General features: G+C 72.8%; 17 protein-coding genes. 8 read left to right on the top strand and 9 right to left on the bottom strand.

Annotation, left to right across the window (positions count from 1 at the left end):
• Positions 1-9 precede the first annotated feature (9 nt).
• Positions 10-909: a LysR family transcriptional regulator gene (locus EDF21_RS08370; protein ID WP_123571028.1), complete on the bottom strand. Its 900-nt coding sequence runs from the start codon at positions 907-909 to the stop codon at positions 10-12.
• 71 nt (positions 910-980) lie between these two features.
• Between EDF21_RS08370 and EDF21_RS08365 the strand changes: the two genes are divergently transcribed.
• Positions 981-1,952 (top strand): EamA family transporter, encoded by a 972-nt coding sequence (locus tag EDF21_RS08365; RefSeq protein ID WP_123571027.1) that lies wholly within the window; start codon positions 981-983, stop codon positions 1,950-1,952.
• On the opposite strand, the gene EDF21_RS08360 is transcribed toward EDF21_RS08365, so the two are convergent.
• A complete protein-coding gene (locus EDF21_RS08360) occupies positions 1,942-2,418 on the bottom strand; it encodes an N-acetyltransferase (RefSeq protein WP_123571026.1) in 477 nt (158 codons plus the stop codon). The two genes, EDF21_RS08365 and EDF21_RS08360, sit on opposite strands and share 11 nt — an antisense overlap.
• 214 nt (positions 2,419-2,632) lie before the next feature.
• Between EDF21_RS08360 and EDF21_RS08355 the strand changes: the two genes are divergently transcribed.
• Positions 2,633-3,310: a ScbR family autoregulator-binding transcription factor gene (locus EDF21_RS08355; RefSeq protein ID WP_158612885.1), complete on the top strand. Its 678-nt coding sequence runs from the start codon at positions 2,633-2,635 to the stop codon at positions 3,308-3,310.
• 43 nt (positions 3,311-3,353) lie between these two features.
• Here EDF21_RS08355 and EDF21_RS08350 read toward each other — a convergent pair whose 3' ends face one another.
• The 4 genes from EDF21_RS08350 to EDF21_RS08335 form a co-directional block, all read right to left on the bottom strand.
• Complete coding sequence (locus tag EDF21_RS08350) at positions 3,354-4,319, bottom strand: hypothetical protein (RefSeq protein ID WP_123571024.1); 966 nt, start codon at positions 4,317-4,319, stop codon at positions 3,354-3,356.
• Entirely contained in the window at positions 4,316-5,053 is a 738-nt protein-coding gene (locus tag EDF21_RS08345) for a response regulator transcription factor (RefSeq protein WP_123571023.1), read from the bottom strand. Before EDF21_RS08345 ends, EDF21_RS08350 begins: the two co-directional genes overlap by 4 nt.
• A complete protein-coding gene (locus EDF21_RS08340) occupies positions 5,050-6,309 on the bottom strand; it encodes a sensor histidine kinase (RefSeq protein WP_056044365.1) in 1,260 nt (419 codons plus the stop codon). Before EDF21_RS08340 ends, EDF21_RS08345 begins: the two co-directional genes overlap by 4 nt.
• Positions 6,310-6,475: 166 nt before the next feature.
• Positions 6,476-7,096: a superoxide dismutase gene (locus EDF21_RS08335; protein WP_055976080.1), complete on the bottom strand. Its 621-nt coding sequence runs from the start codon at positions 7,094-7,096 to the stop codon at positions 6,476-6,478.
• 175 nt (positions 7,097-7,271) lie between these two features.
• Here EDF21_RS08335 and EDF21_RS08330 point away from each other — a divergent pair, with 175 nt between their 5' ends.
• A complete protein-coding gene (locus EDF21_RS08330) occupies positions 7,272-7,850 on the top strand; it encodes a molybdopterin-dependent oxidoreductase (protein WP_056044367.1) in 579 nt (192 codons plus the stop codon).
• Positions 7,847-8,761 carry an oxidoreductase gene (locus EDF21_RS08325; protein WP_233568426.1) on the top strand — a complete coding sequence of 305 codons (915 nt, stop codon included), beginning with the start codon at positions 7,847-7,849 and terminating at the stop codon, positions 8,759-8,761. Before EDF21_RS08330 ends, EDF21_RS08325 begins: the two co-directional genes overlap by 4 nt.
• A gap of 187 nt (positions 8,762-8,948) precedes the next feature.
• Here EDF21_RS08325 and EDF21_RS08320 read toward each other — a convergent pair whose 3' ends face one another.
• Positions 8,949-9,626, bottom strand: a complete 678-nt coding sequence (locus EDF21_RS08320) for an SDR family NAD(P)-dependent oxidoreductase (protein ID WP_056044369.1) — start codon at positions 9,624-9,626, stop codon at positions 8,949-8,951.
• A 215-nt stretch (positions 9,627-9,841) separates the two neighbouring features.
• On the opposite strand from EDF21_RS08320, the gene EDF21_RS08315 reads away from it, so the two are divergent.
• Positions 9,842-10,303: a DUF3817 domain-containing protein gene (locus EDF21_RS08315; protein WP_233568425.1), complete on the top strand. Its 462-nt coding sequence runs from the start codon at positions 9,842-9,844 to the stop codon at positions 10,301-10,303.
• A gap of 159 nt (positions 10,304-10,462) precedes the next feature.
• On the top strand, positions 10,463-11,308 hold the full coding sequence (locus EDF21_RS08310) for a tryptophan-rich sensory protein (RefSeq protein WP_123571021.1): 846 nt from the start codon (positions 10,463-10,465) through the stop codon (positions 11,306-11,308).
• 299 nt (positions 11,309-11,607) lie between these two features.
• Here the strand turns inward: EDF21_RS08310 and EDF21_RS08305 are convergent, their stop codons facing one another.
• Complete coding sequence (locus EDF21_RS08305) at positions 11,608-12,645, bottom strand: aldo/keto reductase (RefSeq protein WP_123571020.1); 1,038 nt, start codon at positions 12,643-12,645, stop codon at positions 11,608-11,610.
• Positions 12,646-12,821: 176 nt separating this feature from the next.
• Here EDF21_RS08305 and EDF21_RS08300 point away from each other — a divergent pair, with 176 nt between their 5' ends.
• The gene (locus EDF21_RS08300) at positions 12,822-13,961 is read left to right on the top strand and encodes a helix-turn-helix transcriptional regulator (RefSeq protein ID WP_123571019.1); all 1,140 of its coding nucleotides are present in this window, start codon (positions 12,822-12,824) and stop codon (positions 13,959-13,961) included.
• Between the two features lie 354 nt (positions 13,962-14,315).
• Here EDF21_RS08300 and dcd read toward each other — a convergent pair whose 3' ends face one another.
• Positions 14,316-14,903, bottom strand: a complete 588-nt coding sequence (dcd, locus tag EDF21_RS08295) for a dCTP deaminase (RefSeq protein ID WP_123571018.1) — start codon at positions 14,901-14,903, stop codon at positions 14,316-14,318.
• Between the two features lie 49 nt (positions 14,904-14,952).
• Between dcd and EDF21_RS08290 the strand changes: the two genes are divergently transcribed.
• Positions 14,953-15,933: an NAD(P)H-quinone oxidoreductase gene (locus EDF21_RS08290; protein WP_123571017.1), complete on the top strand. Its 981-nt coding sequence runs from the start codon at positions 14,953-14,955 to the stop codon at positions 15,931-15,933.
• Positions 15,934-15,999: the final 66 nt, after the last annotated feature.

Genomic DNA, 15,999 nt, shown 5'->3' with positions numbered 1-15,999 from the left:
ATCGGTTCGTCAGATCGACGCGGCTTCGGCCCGGATCTCGTCGACGACGGTGCGGACGGCCGGCCGGGCCGCCCGGTCGGGTCGCATCAGCGCCTCGAGGTGGCGCCCGGCGCGGACGTTCTCGAGCGTCGCGAGGTGGAACCGACCGGGCGCCCGTGAGGCCGACGTGTGACGCGGGACGAGGGCGACCCCGTGGCCGGCCGCCACGAGGTTCTCGATCAGGGGCAGGTGCACCGTGCGGTGGACGACCTCGGGTGCGACGCCCGACTGCAGGGCCATCGACACCAGCACGCGGTCGATCGGGTAGCCCTCGGGCACGCCGATCCACGGCTCGCGGATGACGTCGTCGACGGCCACCCGACTGCGGTCGGCCAGTCGGTGGCCGAGGGGGAGGGCGACCTCGAGCGGTTCGCGCAGCAGCGACACGACGGTCGTCGAGCCTCGGCCCGGCGGCAGCACGCCGTCCGACCGGTGGGCGAGCACCACGTCGAAGTCCGCCGTCAGCGGGGCGAACTCGTCCTCGGAGACGTCGCGGTCGGCCACGTCGAGCTCGATGCCCGGGTGCGACCGCATGCGGTGCAGCACTCCGGGCAGCAGGAGCTCGGCCGCCGAGGCGAACACGGACACCCGCACGACGCCACCCGTGCCTCCGCGGACGGCGTCGAACGCCGCCTCGGCCTCGGCGACCGCGGTCGCGACCCCGACCGACGCCCGGGCCAGCGCCCGGCCCTCCTCCGTGAGCACGACGCCCCGGCCGACGCGACGGACGAGCTCGACCCCGAGTTGACGCTGCACCGTCTTCAGCTGCTGTGACACGGCGCTGGGTGACCGGTGCGTGGCGGTCGCGACGGCGGTGACGCTGCCGCGGTCGGCGAGTTCCCGCAGCAGGTCGAGATGGGACAGGTCCATGAAGGCAGCCTACAAAGTGCACGCGGGGATCTGCGCTGGTCCTGAACGGTCCGGCACGCCACGATGGAGACGTGACCGTCCGTGACCGCCTCCTCGCCCTCGTCGTCGCCGTCTGCTGGGGCATCAACTTCCCCGTGACCGCGATCGCCCTCGAGCACTTCCCGCCGTTCCTGCTCGTGGCGTTGCGCTTCACGTTGCTCGCGGTGCCGACCGTGCTGCTGGTGCCGCGTCCGGCGATCCCGTGGTCGCGCCTCCTGCTCGTGGGGGCGACGCTCGGCATGCTGCAGTTCGCGTTCCTCTACCTCGGCATCGCGGCGGGCATGCCCTCGGGTCTCGCCTCGCTCGTCCTGCAGGCGTCGGCGCCGTTCACGGTCGTGATCGCCGGCTTCTGGCTGCGAGAGCGCATCACCCGCCGACAGGCGATCGGCATCGGCATCGCGGTGGTGGGGCTCGTCGTCATCGCGGGGCACCGGTCGCAGGTCGCCGCGTTGCTCCCGGTCGTGCTGACGCTGTGCGGCGCGCTCGGCTGGGCGATCGGCAACGTGGCCGTCCGACGGGCCGCGCCGCCCAACCCGATGCACCTGACGCTGTGGATGTCGATCGTCGCGCCGGTGCCGATGCTCGCCCTGTCGTTCGTCGTCGAGGGCCCCGAACGCATCGGTGAGAGCCTCGGCACGGTCTTCACGCTCGAGGCGCTGCCGTCGGTGCTCTGCCTGCTCTACCTCGTGCTGATCGCCTCGGTCGTGGGCTACGGCATCTGGACGCGCCTGCTCTCGGTCTACCCCTCGGCCACCGTCGCACCGTTCTCGATGCTCGTGCCCGTGGTCGGCGTGCTGGCCTCGTGGCTGGCGTTCGGCGAGGTGCCCGACCTGGTCGAGCTCGTCGCCGGCGTCGCGGTGGTCGGCGGCGTGCTCTACGCCAGCCGGGTGCCGAGAGCCCGCGCCGCGGACGGCGACCCCGAGGAGGCGCAGGTCGCCCCGCCCGAGCCGGTGCCCGTCCCCGAGACCGACACCGCGCCTCCCGGGTCGCCCCTCAGGCGGTGACGGGCTTCTTCATCTGCACGGCGGTCGTCTCGTAGCCGAGCGATTCGTAGAGGTGGCGGGCGACCTCGTTGTAGCCGAACACATTCAGGCCGAGGGTCTCGGCGCCGTGACGGGCGGCGGCCTGCTCGGCGAGGAGCATCGTCGCCCGGCCGAGTCCGGCACCGCGGTGGGCCTCGTCGATCTCGACGTCGAAGACCCACCAGTCCGACGAGCCGGGCACGCGGGGTGCGATCCAGAGGATGCCGACGGGCTCACCCGGTCGGGCGTCGTCGATGACGTCGTAGACGAGGTGGCCCTCGGCCGGTGCCCCGTCGGGGAAGGCCTCGCCGAACGAGCGTCGGGCGGCCTCGGCGGCCTGCTCGGGGGTCTCGCCGGCGAGCACGCGGGACTTCTCGTACTCGGCGGTCGAGCGTCGCATCAAGGGCACGAGGCGGGAGGTGGGCATGGGCACGAGGCTGAGCGTCATGCCCGCACGCTAGCGCGCCGTGACCATGCGCGGCACGCGACGTCACGAGCCGCAGGCGGACCGGTCGGTCGTACCCCGAAACGCTTCGCCACGCGTACCCCGGCGACGGTCGGAGGGCGCAGGTCGCCCCGGTAACGTGTGCAGCGGCCGGCGGGGGGCGGCCGTGCGGTGCCTCGCAGGGGCACCGTCTCGACCCGCAGGAGAGACCCACCCGATGCCCCAGCAGAAACGTGCCCAGGCGACCCGCGCCGCCATCATCCGAGGGGCCGCCGTCGTCTTCGACGAGCACGGCTACAGCGAGGCCTCGCTCGACCTCGTCGCCGAGACCGCCACCGTGACCAAGGGTGCGCTCTACTTCCACTTCCGCTCGAAGGCCGACCTCGCGAACGCGGTCATCGCCGAGCAGCACGCGCTCTCGCGCGCCTACGCCGACCGGGTGTCCGAGACCGCGGGCAGCGGTGCCGAGGCGCTCATGCTCTCGTGCGCGTCGCTCGCCACGCAGCTCACCACCGAGGTGCTCGTGACGGCGGGCATCCGTCTGACCACCCAGTCGCCGAGCCGCGACCTCCGGGTCGAGCACCCGTACCTCGACTGGCAGGCCCAGATCTCGGGGCTCGTCGAGCGCGCGGTCGCCGAGGGCGACTTCCGGGCCGACACCGACGTCGAGAGCGTCGCCCGCTTCGTCGTCGGGTCGTACGCCGGCGTGCACATCGTGTCGCAGGCCCTGACCGCCCGCGCCGACCTCTTCGACCGGCTGCGCGACATGTGGGCGTTCGTGCTGCCGACGGTCGTGGCCCCCGGGCACGAAGGCCTGACCAGCTCGTTGCCCCCGCTGATCAGGCCGTCGGACGTTCCCCCGTCCCCCGACGTGTCCTCTGTGGACCCAGTTTAGATACTGGCCGACCGGTTTCCCAGTCCCTCGAGGAGGGGGCGGGTCAGGACGGTGGCCGCGGTGGGGTGAGCTCGGCCAGCACCCGCCGGATCTCCGCGTTGTCCGCGGCCAGGGCCGCCGTGTCGATCCCGGAGAGCAGCTCGCCGTCGTCGTGCGGCACGGTGAGTTGTCGCTGCCACTCGGCCTCGTAGAGGGCGTCGCGGTAGCCGGAGGACTCACGGCACCGGGCGTCGGCCGTCGCGATCTCGATCTCGTCGTCGGTCGGCGACGTGCTCGAGTCGAGCGTCTCGAACCGGTCGGCCATCTCGAGGGTCGGCATGCCCGACGGGTCGGAGGCCACGTCGCCCACCCGGGCGTCCTGCATGCACCCGCGCCAGTCGTCCCAGGTCGCCGTCACCGTGGGGTCGTCACGGGCCCCCTCGAACGCGGCGTTGTTCAGGCGGACGAGCGACTGGGTGCGGTTCGAGTAGTCGTCCAGTGACGGCACCGTCCCGCGGGCGCGCTGCACGCAGGTGTCGAACCGGGCGGACCTCTCGTCCGTCCAGGGTTGCGACGAGAACTCGGACCAGGCGGCCGCCCCCGCGTCGATGACCGACAGGGCGTGGTAGCCGCGGGTCTCGGCCGTCGCCAGGTCGAAGGCCCGGAGGCGCAGCGAGCCGTTCATCGACAGCTCGCCCGCCCGGTCGCCCGCCGCCACGTCCCGCCACGGCACCACGAAGTCGTCGTGACCGGCCGCGACCATGCACTGCTGCGCGACGAGCAGGAGGGCGTAGGACGACGAGGTCTCGCCGACCGGCACGTACCGGTCGAGCGGCATCGTCCACGCGTCGACGTCCTTCTCGGGGAGGTCGGGCAGGGCGTAGGCCGCATTGGCCGGGATGCCGTAGGCGACGACGCCGGCGACCACCGCGACCACGGCTGCGAGCGTCACCCGCTTCGCGCGTCGCTGTCGAGGCGAGACGCCGCCGGGCGGGACGTCGCGGGTCGGGACGTTCTCCTCGTCGGTCATCGCGTGGCCCCCTCGTCGTCGCGGGCCGGGCCCACCAGGTCGTTCTCGTAGGCGAAGACGACGATCTGCACGCGGTTGCGCATGCCGAGCTTCTGCAGCACGGCGCGCACGTGGCTCTTGACCGTCGCCTCGCTCAGCCACGCGCTCTCGGCGATCTCGGCGTTGCTCAGGCCCCGTGCCACGAGCAGGAAGATCTCGCGCTCGCGGGGCGAGAGCACCTCGAGCGGTTCGGTCCGCCGCTTCGGCGACGGGGTCGGCACGGCGAACGCGTGCACGACGTCGAGAGCGGCGGCCGTGGTCGGGACGGGCTCGCCGGCCGCCGCCGCGCGGATCGTCGTCAGCACCTCGTCGGGCGTGGCGTCCTTCGTGAGGAACGCGTAGGCCCCGGCCTTCAACGCGCTGAACACGGCCTCGTCGCGCTGGATCGTGGTCAGGGCGACGACGCGCGGGGCCGAGTCGGGGTCGGTGCCGGCCGCCGCCACGATGCGCGTGGTGGCCTCGAGACCGTTCATCACGGGCATGCGCAGGTCCATCAGCACGACGTCGGGCCGCTCACGCTCGACCAGGGCGGCTCCGGCCGCCCCGTCGACGGCCGTGCCCACGCAGACCAGGTCGGCTTGCGCCTCGATCAGCATCTGCAGCCCGGAGGCGAACAGCGGCTGGTCGTCGACGACGACCACCCTCACGAGGGCGGGAGGCGCGGTGCGCGTCGTCGCGGTCGTCACGTCGGTCATGCGGGTTGCTCCGTCCAGGACTGCAGGAGTCCGATCGGTTCGGGAGTCGGCAGGAAGGCGGTGACGACGAAGACGCCGTCGTCGCCGAGCTCGGCCGTCAGCCAGCCACCGGCGAGCCGGGCCCGTTCGGTCATGCTGGCGATGCCGGTGCCCCGGCCGGTGCCGCGGCGGGCGGCGACGAGCGGGTCGTCGCCCGAGGACGTCACCAGCAGGGCGAGGCCGGGCCCCCGCCAGTCGAGAGCGACGTCGACCGTGCTCGACGAGCCGGAGTGCTTGAGGGCGTTGGTCAGGCTCTCCTGCACGATGCGGAAGACCGCGAGCTCTTGCGAGGGCAACAGTTCGGAGGCGTCGCCGAGGTGCCGCAGGGTGACGGTCATGCCCACGTCGCGCATCGTCGTCGCGAGTCGGTCGAGGTCGGCGAGGGTCTCGCGGGGCGTCACGTCGTCGGCGTCCTGCTGGATGCGCTCGACCAGGTGCCGCACGTCGACCAACGAGGTGCGGCCGACGTCGGCGATCGTGCGCAGCGCCTGCTCGACGACCTCGGGACGGGTCGCCGACAACGCGAGGGCGCCCTGCGCCTGCGACACGATCACCGCCAGCGAGTGGGCGAGGGCGTCGTGCACGTCACGGGAGATCCGGGCACGGTCGTGGGCGAGGCGCAGCTCGAAGTCCGTCTCGTGGAAGCGCGTCTCGGTGCGCTCGAGCACCTGCCCGATGCGGCGGACCCGCAGCACGCTCGAGAGGAAGATGCCGACCGCCCAGGCCGCGGCCGCGGCACCGAAGAGCGAGGCCGCCAGGGTGATCACGTCGGTCTTCGTGCCCTGGCCGCCGCCCACCCACGACGACCACACGTACGGTCGCGCGAGGGTGGGCACGGCCATCGCGATCGCGGCGAGTCCAGACGCGAGGCCGGCGGCGGCGAGGGCGACCAGCCGCACGGCGACCGAGCGGGCGAACGCCGCGAAGAACGCCACGAACGCGAGGGCGAGGTACGTCGGCCAGGTGGTGTCCGTCGGGGGCTGCACCCAGCCGGCGAGCTGCAGGGCCGGGATCGTCACCATCAGGCCGATCGACGTCCACGGCATCCAGACCGCGAGGCCGACGGCCAGGCCGAAGAGCCCGAACAGGACGACGTTCTCGACGATCTCGCCCCGGCCGGCCTCGGCGATCGTCCACAGCAGCACGAAGACCGCGGCGCCGACGGGGGCCGCGAGGCGCGGCACCCAGGTGCGCAGGTCGTCGGGGATGGTGTCCATGTCGACGACCGTAAGGCGTCGTCGACCGGCCGCGCGCGCCTCCTGCGGGGTTTTCATCCTTGAGGACGAACGCGCCGGGGTGGGGACGAGCCGTCGGGCCCCGGGGACGCGGCGACGGCGCGCCCCCGGGGGGGGACGCGCCGTCGGCGTGGTGGTGCCGGAGGGACTAGAGCGTGATCAGACCGTCGGTCTTGGTCGTCGCGGCGGCGAGGCGGGCCTCGACGTTGCTCCAGTTCACGATGTTCCAGAAGGCCTTGACGTAGTCGGCGCGCACGTTCTGGTAGTCGAGGTAGTAGGCGTGCTCCCACACGTCGAGCATCAGCAGGGGGACGAGGCCGAAGGGCACGTTGCCCTGCTGGTCGAAGAGCTGGAAGACGCTGAGGCGCTGGCCGAGCACGTCGTACGCGAGCACGGACCAACCCGAGCCCTGCACGCCGAGCGCGGTGGCGGTGAAGTGGGCCTTGAACTTCTCGAGATCGCCGAAGTCGCGGCCGATGGCCTCGAGCAGGTCGCCGGTGGGCTCGCTGGTCTCGGGGGTGAGGTTCGTCCAGAAGATCGAGTGGTTGACGTGGCCACCGAGGTTGAAGGCGAGGTCCTTCTCGAGCTTGTTGACGTTCGCCAGGTCACCCGTCGAGCGGGCCTCGGCGAGGGCGGCGTTGGCCGTGTTCGCGCCGGTGACGTACGTGTTGTGGTGCTTGGAGTGGTGCAACTCCATGATCTTCGCGCTGATGTGCGGCGCCAGAGCGGAGTAGTCGTAGGGCAGATCGGGCAGGGTGTACTCAGCCATGTGGGGTCCTTTCGAATTGACCTGCATCCACCGTACGACCTCCACCCATGCCGGGGTCAACGTTCTCCCAGCGCGGACGCAGCCTCGGGGCCCGGCGCCGTCGGGGGTCGTGCGTAGGCTGACGGGCGTACGACGCACCCGCGAACGACCCCGCTCCACCCCGAGGAGGCGCACCATGGCAGGATTCACCGGCTTCGGCAGGCGACGCGCGGCCGACCCGCGACTGCCCCCGGGGCAGTACCTCGAGAGCGGGTTCCCGGTCCTGTCGGCCGGCCCCACGCCGAACATCAAGCGGTGGGAGCTCCAGGTCGCCACCGAGACCGGGCAGCGCTCCCTCACCTGGGCCGACTTCCAGGCTCTGCCGCACGAGGCGATCGAGACCGACATCCACTGCGTCACGAGCTGGTCGAAGCTCGGCACCCACTGGCGGGGCGTCTCGCTCGACACCCTCTTCGACGGCCTCGAGACCACGCACGAGTTCGCGATGGCGACCAGCCACGGCGGGTACACGACCAACCTGCCGCTCGGCGAGCTGCTCGGGGGCAAGGCCTGGGTGGTCGACACCTACGAGGGGCAGCCGCTGCACGCCGAGCACGGCGGGCCCGCGCGCCTCTTCGTGCCCGGGCTCTACTTCTGGAAGAGCGCCAAGTGGCTGCAGGGCATCCAGACCATGGCCACCGACCGCCGCGGCTTCTGGGAGAGCATGGGCTACCACCCGCACGGCGACCCGTGGAAGGAAGAACGGTACGCGTGAGCGACCCCGTTCCCGACCCCGGGGTCGGCGGCGTCGCCGGGCTCGACCCCGCGGGTGATCCGTACGCCTGGCTGCCCGCCACGATCGTGTCGTCGGTCGCGCAGACGCCGCGGGCCCGGTCGCTCACCCTCGCGGTGCCCGGCCTCCGGCCCGCGCGAGCCGGCCAGCACGTCGACCTGCGGCTGACCGCGGACGACGGGTACACCGCCGTGCGGTCGTATTCGCTGAGCGACGTCAGGGCCTCCGGCGGCCCCGACGGCTCGCGGGGCGCAGGAGGCGCGGGCCCGGTCCCGCAGATCGAGGTCACCGTCGAGCGCCTGGACGACGGCGAGGTCTCGCCCTACCTGGTCGACGCGGCCGAACCCGGCGATCCGATCGAGGTGCGCGGCCCGATCGGCGGCTGGTTCGTCTGGCCGCCGACCGAGTTCGAGCCCGACTCGGCCGTCCACGCGGTGCTGCCCGAGCCCGAGGGGGCGACCCCGCCGACGGCGGCCCCCGTGCAGTTGATCGGTGGGGGGTCGGGCGTCGCACCGCTGATGGCGATGGTGCGGGCCCGAGGCCGGGACGCACCCCCGATGCGTCTGCTCGCCTCGGTGCGCGACCCGGGTTCTCGGTGGTACGTCGGCGAGTTGGACGAGGCCGCGCGCGCCTCCTCGACTCGCGACGCGACCGGGCCTCGGGCGCCCCTCGTGGTCGACTGGGTCTTCAGCCGCACGGCTCCCGAGGGGCACGCGCGGCCGGCGGGCCGACTCACCCGCGACGAACTCGAGCGGCTCGTGCTGCCCGCGTCCGAGCATCCGCTGGTCTACGTCTGCGGGGCGAACTCGTTCGTGGCGGTCGTCGCCGGCTGGCTGGTCGAGCTCGGGCACGCGCCGACCCGCGTCCGCACCGAGCGCTTCGGCGGCGTCTGAGGCCGCCCGCTGCTGGCCCGGGCCTGCGCCGTGCTGGCCCGGGCCCGCGTTGTGCTGGCCCGGGCTCTACGGGACCAGCGAAGAACCCCGTTTCGAACCATGCACCCAGAAGAAAGCGGGTGCATCGTTCGAAACGGGGTTCATGGCCGTCCGGCGGAGGCACCAGCCCCCACCCGAACGCCGGGCGTCAGGCGGGTGTGCCCTTCTCGGGCGCCGTGGTGCGGAAGTCGCCGCGCGTGACGTGCTGCTGCCAGAGCAACTCGGCCAGCGCCTCCGGGCTCTTGTCGCTGCTCTCGGGCTCGATGCCGCCGGGGATGATCAGCTGACCGACGTGGATGCCCTCGCCGGCGAGCTCGTCGTGGAGCAGCTGTGCGTAGGCGGTCAGCCCGGCGAAGGCGATGGAGGTGCCCGTCACCTTCGCGCCGGGCGTGACGGCCGAGCCGCCGTTGACGAAGAGGATGGTGCCGCCGCCGTCGGGCAGGAACCGCATGCCGGGCAGCACCTGGTGCACGGCCGCGACCGGCCCGTAGATCGAGAACTCGACCGGACCGACCAGGTCGGCGGGCATGGTCTCGAGCACGGGACGCATGAAGTCCTTCTGCGGCAGCGGGCTGTACTGCATGACCTGGATCGGTCCGAGCTGCTCGGTCGCCTGCTCGAGCGCGGCGGCGATGCTCGCCGGGTCGCGCACGTCGGCGGTGAAGCCCTGGGCCGTGACGCCGTCGGCCTCGAGTTCGGCCGCGAGGGCGTCGAGCCTGCCCTGGTGGCGGGAGATGAGGGCCACGCTGAAGCCCTCCGCGCCGAATCGTCGGGCCACGGCAGCGCCGAGCCCCTTGCCTGCACCGATGATCGCGAGTGTCGTCATGGGACCCATCCAACCGAGGAGGCGCGGGGCGGCACCCAGCCGGAGGGGTACGCGGGCCGCGTGACCGCGTGACCGCGTGGCCGGGTCGCCGGGTGGCCGCGTAGAGCGGGCAGGGCCGCGTGGCCGAGTCACCGGGGCGAGCGGGCAGGGCCGGCGCTCAGCAGGGGGCTGCGAGCATGGACGCGTCCCCGTCGGCCCCTCACCAGGAGCAGCTCGTGTCGCCTCGCACCCTCTTCCGCTCGTTCGCCGTCGCCGAGGTGGTGACCTGGTCGCTGCTCATCGCGGGCATGATCCTCAAGTACGCGGTGGGGGTCGGCGACTGGCCGGTCAGCGTGGCCGGGCCGATCCACGGCTTCGTGTTCCTCGCGTACCTCGTCGCGGGCGTCGTCGTCGCGGTGAACCAGCGCTGGTCGGGCGGGGTGACCCTGGCCGCCCTCGCCAGCGCCGTCGTGCCGTTCGCCTCGTTGCCCGTCGAGCGCTGGATCGACCGCCGCGGCCTCCTCGCCGGTGCCTGGCGCCGCACGGCGACCGACGACCCGCGCGACCGCCGCCCCCTCGACCGCCTGTTGCGCTGGATGCTCGGGCACCTCGTCCTCGCCCTCCTGCTGCTGGTCGTCGCCGTGGTCGTCGTCTTCGTGGTGCTGCTGATCGCGGGGCCGCCCGTGCAGGTGGGCTGACCGCCCGCCCGCCCGCACCGCGCCTCCTGGGCTGTGCGCCCGGGCTGCACCTTCCGCACCGCGCCTCCTGGGCTGTGCGCCCCTCCCTCGCCGCCCCTTCCCTGACAATCCTCTTAGCAACTAAGAGATCGACCGGCGGGCACGACTAGCGTCCCCCTCATGAGCACCGACACGAGCACCCGACCCCCTGCCGAGACCGCGACGTCGCGTGACGTCGTCCGCCAGATCGTCGTGGTCGTGACCGCGGTCCTCGCGATCGTGCTGGCCGCCTACGGATCGGGCGCGTTCGGCGGCGTCTCGGTGTCCGACGCGGCGGGCGGGGCCCTCAGCGCGACGGCCACGACGGTCGCCCCGGCGACCACGGCCTTCAGCATCTGGAGCGTCATCTACCTCGGCCTCGTCGCCTACGCGATCCACCAGGCCCTGCCCGGTCAGCGCGCCGTGACCCGACACCGTCGGCTGGGCTACTGGGTCGCGGCCTCGCTGCTGCTCAACGCCGCCTGGCTGTTCGCCGCCGTGCAGCTCGGCAGCGTCTGGCTGGGCGCCGTCGTCATCGTCGCGCTGCTGCTGGTGCTCGCGCGCATCTTCGTCATCCTGTTCCACACCGCGTCGAGCGGGTGGGTCGACGCGGTCGTCACCGACGGCACCCTCGGCCTCTACCTCGGCTGGGTCAGCGTCGCGACGGTCGCCAACATCGCCGCCGGCCTGGTCGACGCGGGCTTCGACGGCTTCGGTTTCGCGGCCGGGTTCTGGTCGTCGGTGGTACTCGCCGTGGCCGCCCTCGTCGGCGTCGTGCTGGCCTTCGCCGGGCGCGGTCGCCTCGCTCCCGCCCTGTCGCTCTCGTGGGGACTCGCCTGGATCGCGGTCGGCCGCCTGACCGGCGAACCCGAGAACGTCGTCGCCGGGGTGGCCGCGATCGTCGCCGCCGCCGTCGTGCTGGTCGTCACGATCGCCGTGCGGGTCGCGCGCGGTCGGGTCGGCGCCACCGCCTCGCTGCAGCGCTGAGCCCCCGCCGCACCGCCCGCACCGCCCCGCCCCGCACGGCGCCGCCCCGCCCCCGGGCCCCGGGCACGCCGCCACGAAGTAAACGTCCCGCCACAGGATTGCGTGGCGGGACGTTTACTTCGTGGCGGAGGGCTCGGTCACGTGCCGCTCTACCGCACAGCACCGCGAAATGGTCACGGCGCCAAGGGAAAACCTGGCGCGGTGACCATCTCGCGGTGTCGTGCGGGATGAGCAGCGTGGGGGAGGAGCGGGGACTGCAGGAGGCGCGGTGCCCGCAGGAGGCGCGCCGCGCCTCCTGGTCAGCGGCCGCCGGTGATCTTCCGGTCGCGCTGGGCGACCCCTGCCGTGCCGTAGGGGTAGTCGTCGACCCGGGGTGCGCTCGCCGCGGTGAGGCGGGCGACCTCGTCGTCGGTGAGGGCCGCGGCCAGCGCCGACGAACCCAGGTTGTCGTCGAGCTGCTCGACCGTGCGGGCGCCGAGGATCACCGAGGTGACCGCGGGCTGACGCAGCAACCAGGCCAGCGCGACCTGCGAGGCCGAGGCGTCGTGTGCCGAGGCGATCGAGGTGACCGCGTCGAGGACGGTCCAGGTGCGCTCGTCCGCGTTGCGCGCCTCCCAGGCCTCCATGCCGCGTTTCGGGTCCTCGCCGAGGCGGGTGGCCCCGGTGGGCGCCTGGTCGCGGACGTACTTGCCGCTCAACCAGCCGCCGGCCAGCGGCGACCAGGGCAGCAGCCCGATGCCGGCGTCGAGCGAGGCCGGGACGACCTCGTGCTCGATGTCGCGGACGAGCAGGTTGTACTGCGGCTGCAGCGTGACGGGCGGGGCGAAACCGAGGGCCTCGGCGCGGCCGACGGCCTTCGTCACCTGCCACCCGAGGTAGTTCGAGAAGCCGTAGTAGCCGATCTTGCCCGCGCTGATCGCGTCGTCGAGGAACCTCAGCGTCTCGTCGATCGGGGTGAGGTGGTCCCAGGCGTGCATCTGGTAGAGGTCGACGTGCTCCACGCCGAGCCGGGTCAGCGAGGCGTCGAGGGCCTTCGCGAGGTGACGACGCGACAGCCCGACGTCGTTGGGCCCGTCGCCCATGGGGAAGCGTCCCTTGGTCGCGAGCACCACCTGGTCGGCGTCCGTGGGGTGGCTCGCCAGCCACCGGCCGATGATGGTCTCGCTAGTGCCGGCGCTGTAGACGTCGGCGGTGTCGACGAGCGTGCCGCCTCCGGCCACGAAGGCGTCGAGGATGGCGTGCGAGGTCGGTTCGTCGGCTTCGGCGCCGAAGGTCATGGTGCCGAGGGTCAGCTCCGACACCGAGGCTCCACTGTTTCCGAGGGTTCTGTAGTCCATGACCCGACGCTACGCGGACTGCGACCGCACCCGACCGGGCGGTGCCCTGCCCCAGGATGCGGCGCGCGTCCAGTTCGTCTGTTGGATACTCTCGGGTAGGTCACTCGACACCGACGTCGGGAGGACCACCCGGGACCAACCACCCCGGATCACCGTCCCACCCGAGGGGAACGACCGTGACGTCCACACCGCAGGCGGCCTCACCAGTCGCCGGATCAGCTGCACTCCGCACCACGCCCACGAACACCGCGCCGACGAACACCGCGCCGACGGACACCACGCCCACGGACACCGCGCCGACCGACGCCACCACCGATCCGACCGCGGCGCCCCCCAGGGCGCAGACCTTCGAGGCGCTCGTCGACCCGCGGGTCCGCAGCGTCTCGACCACGGATCGCGAGGTCGCGCACGCGCTGATCCGCAAGAACTACAAGATCACGCGACTCGAAGGCGAAGGCCCCGAGCCGTTCACCTACAGTCGCGCCGTGTCCGGCGACACGCGCTTCGCCCTCTGTCGCTTCGAGTACCGGCGGGGACGCCTGCTGTCCGAGAGCGATCCGACCGGGTTCCTCGTCGCCGGCGGCGTGATGGCCGGCCGGTTGTCGCTGCGGACCCGCGACCACGAGCTCAGGGTCGAGCCGGGCGCACCGTTCTCGTTCCCGTCGCACGACGCCAAGGTCATGCTGTCGTACGACCTCGTGCTCGGGCAGGTGATGCTCGACCGCACCGCCGTCGAACGCGAGCTGGAGGCCATGCGGCTCACCGCCCCCGGGGGGCTCCGGTCGACCGCGGCCGAGGCGGTCTCGCCCTCGCTCGGCCGCTACTGGTCCGACCTCGTCCGGCACGTGCACGAGCACGTCATCCGCAACGACGCCGCCATGGCCAGTCAGCTGGTGCGGGGCTCGGCGTTCCGGTCGCTCGTGGCCGCCTACCTCGAGGCCTTCGAGACGAACGTGGTCGGCGTCGGCGGTGCCGACGGCCTCTCGCCCCTCCCGTCGACCGTGCGTCGGGCTCGCGACTACATCGAGCAGCACGCCCACGACGACATCGGCGTCGTCGAGATCGCCGAGGCGGCTCGGGTGACCCCCCGCGCCCTGCAGTTGGCCTTCCGTCGCCACCTCGACTCGACGCCCATGGCCGAACTGCGGCGGGCGCGGTTGCGCGGCGCGCACGGGGACCTCGTCATGGCCGATCCGACCCTCGGCCACACCGTCGCGGGCGTGGCGCTCAGCTGGGGTTTCGCCCACGCGGGCCGCTTCGCGGCCCAGTACACGGCCGAGTTCGGGCGGTCACCCCGCGACACCCTCGAGGGGTGACGGGTGACTTTTCGCCACCGCTTCGCAACCTGAGCTTTCATTTCGTTTTTCGGACAATGCCGGGTTTGCCCGAGGAGCGGAGAGCCGCAGAATGAAATGGCCTCGCGGTGACAGGTTCAGGACCGCGAGTCACAGCGCACGAGATCGACGTCGGGTTTCTCTCGTGTCGCCGGGGTGCGGAGGGAGTCGGGTTCCTTCCGCACCCCTTTCTCGTCTCCGGAGGAGGCGTCCGTCGGGGACGCGGCCCGCGCCTCCTGCGTTCTCGACGAGCGCGGCGCGAACGCGCAGCGCGAACGCACGGCGCGAACGCGGCGCAAGCGCGGGGCGAACGCGCGCAGCGCGAGCGCGCAGCGGTCAGTCGCGGGCGGAGACGTCCGTGTGCACGAAGCCCTGGAAGGACCGGCTGGCGGTCGGGCCGCGCTGGCCCTGGTAGCGCGAGCCGTACTGGGACGAGCCGTACGGGTGCTCGGCGGGTGAGCTGAGCTTGAAGAAGCAGAGCTGGCCGATCTTCATGCCGGGCCAGAGCTTGATCGGCAGGGTGGCGACGTTCGACAGCTCGAGCGTGACGTGCCCGCCGAAGCCGGGGTCGATGAAGCCCGCGGTCGAGTGGGTCAGCAGGCCGAGGCGCCCGAGCGAGCTCTTGCCCTCGAGGCGGGCCGCGACGTCGTCGGGCAGGGTGACGAACTCGTAGGTGCTGCCCAGCACGAACTCGCCCGGGTGCAGGATGAACGGCTCGTCGGCCTTCGCCTCGACCAGGCGGGTCAGCTCGGGCTGGTCCGCGGCCGGGTCGATGAACGGGTACTTGTGGTTGTCGAAGAGCCGGAACAACCGGTCGAGCCGCACGTCGATGCTCGACGGCTGGATCAGCGTCGGGTCGTAGGGGTCGAGGCCGATTCGGCCGGCGTCGAGTTCGAGCTTGATGTCGCGGTCGGAGAGCAGCACGCGACAAGACTAGTCAGCGCGTGCGGGGCCACGGGGGGAGGATGGACGCATGCGTGCCATCACCGTCCCCGTGCCCGGAGGGCCCTCCGCCCTCGTCGTCTCCGAGGTCGCCGAGCCGGTGCCCGGCCCCCGCGAGGTCGTGATCGACGTCGCCGCCGCGGGCGTCAACCGCGCCGACGTCAACCAGCGGGAGGGGCACTACCCGTCGCCCGCCGGGGCGCCCGGCTGGCCCGGGCTCGAGGTCAGCGGCACCGTCGTCGCGACCGGCGAGCACGTCACCGCCGCGGCCGTCGGCGACTACGTCGTGGCCCTGCTGCCGGGCGGTGGTTACGCCGACCGCGTGCAGGTGGACGAGGGCCTGGTGCTGCCCCTGCCGCGCGGCGTCGACCTCGTCGAGGCGGCGGGCCTGCCCGAGGCCGTCGCGACCGTCTGGTCGAACGTCTTCATGAGCGCCGGGCTGAAGCCGGGCGAGACCCTGCTCGTGCACGGCGGCGCCAGCGGCGTCGGCTCGATCGCGATCCAGATGGCCGTGGCGCTCGGCTCGACCGTCTACGCCACCGCCGGGACGGCCGACAAGACGTCGTTCTGCGAACAGCTCGGCGCCGCGCGCGGCATCGACTACAAGACCGAGGACTTCGTCGCGGTCGTCGACGAGCTGACCGAGGGCCGCGGCGTCGACGTCGTTCTCGACCTGGTCGGTGGCGACTACATCGCCCGCGACGTCGAGGCGCTCGCCGTGAACGGCCGGATCATGGTGATCGCCGTGCAGGGCGGCCCGTCGGCCACGATCGACCTGTCGCGCCTGATGGCCAAGCGCGGTCGGGTCTGGGCCACCACGCTGCGCGCCCGCCCCCTCGACGAACGCCGCGCGATCATGGCCGAGGTGCGCGAGCACGTCTGGCCGCTGGTCGAGGCCGGGTCGGTGCGACCGGTGCTCGACAGCGTCTACCCGCTCGAGTTCGTCGCCACGGCCCACAAGCGCATGGAGTCCGGCGGGCACAGCGGCAAGATCCTGCTCGCCGTCCGCTGAGGCCGAGCCGAGGAGGCGCGGGTCGCGGAGCCGAGGAGGCGCGGGTCGCCGAGCCGAGGAGGCGTG

Source organism: Frigoribacterium sp. PhB118, from assembly GCF_003751725.1.
GTDB lineage: Bacteria > Actinomycetota > Actinomycetes > Actinomycetales > Microbacteriaceae > Frigoribacterium.
This window is presented reverse-complemented; position numbering and strand designations above follow the sequence as displayed.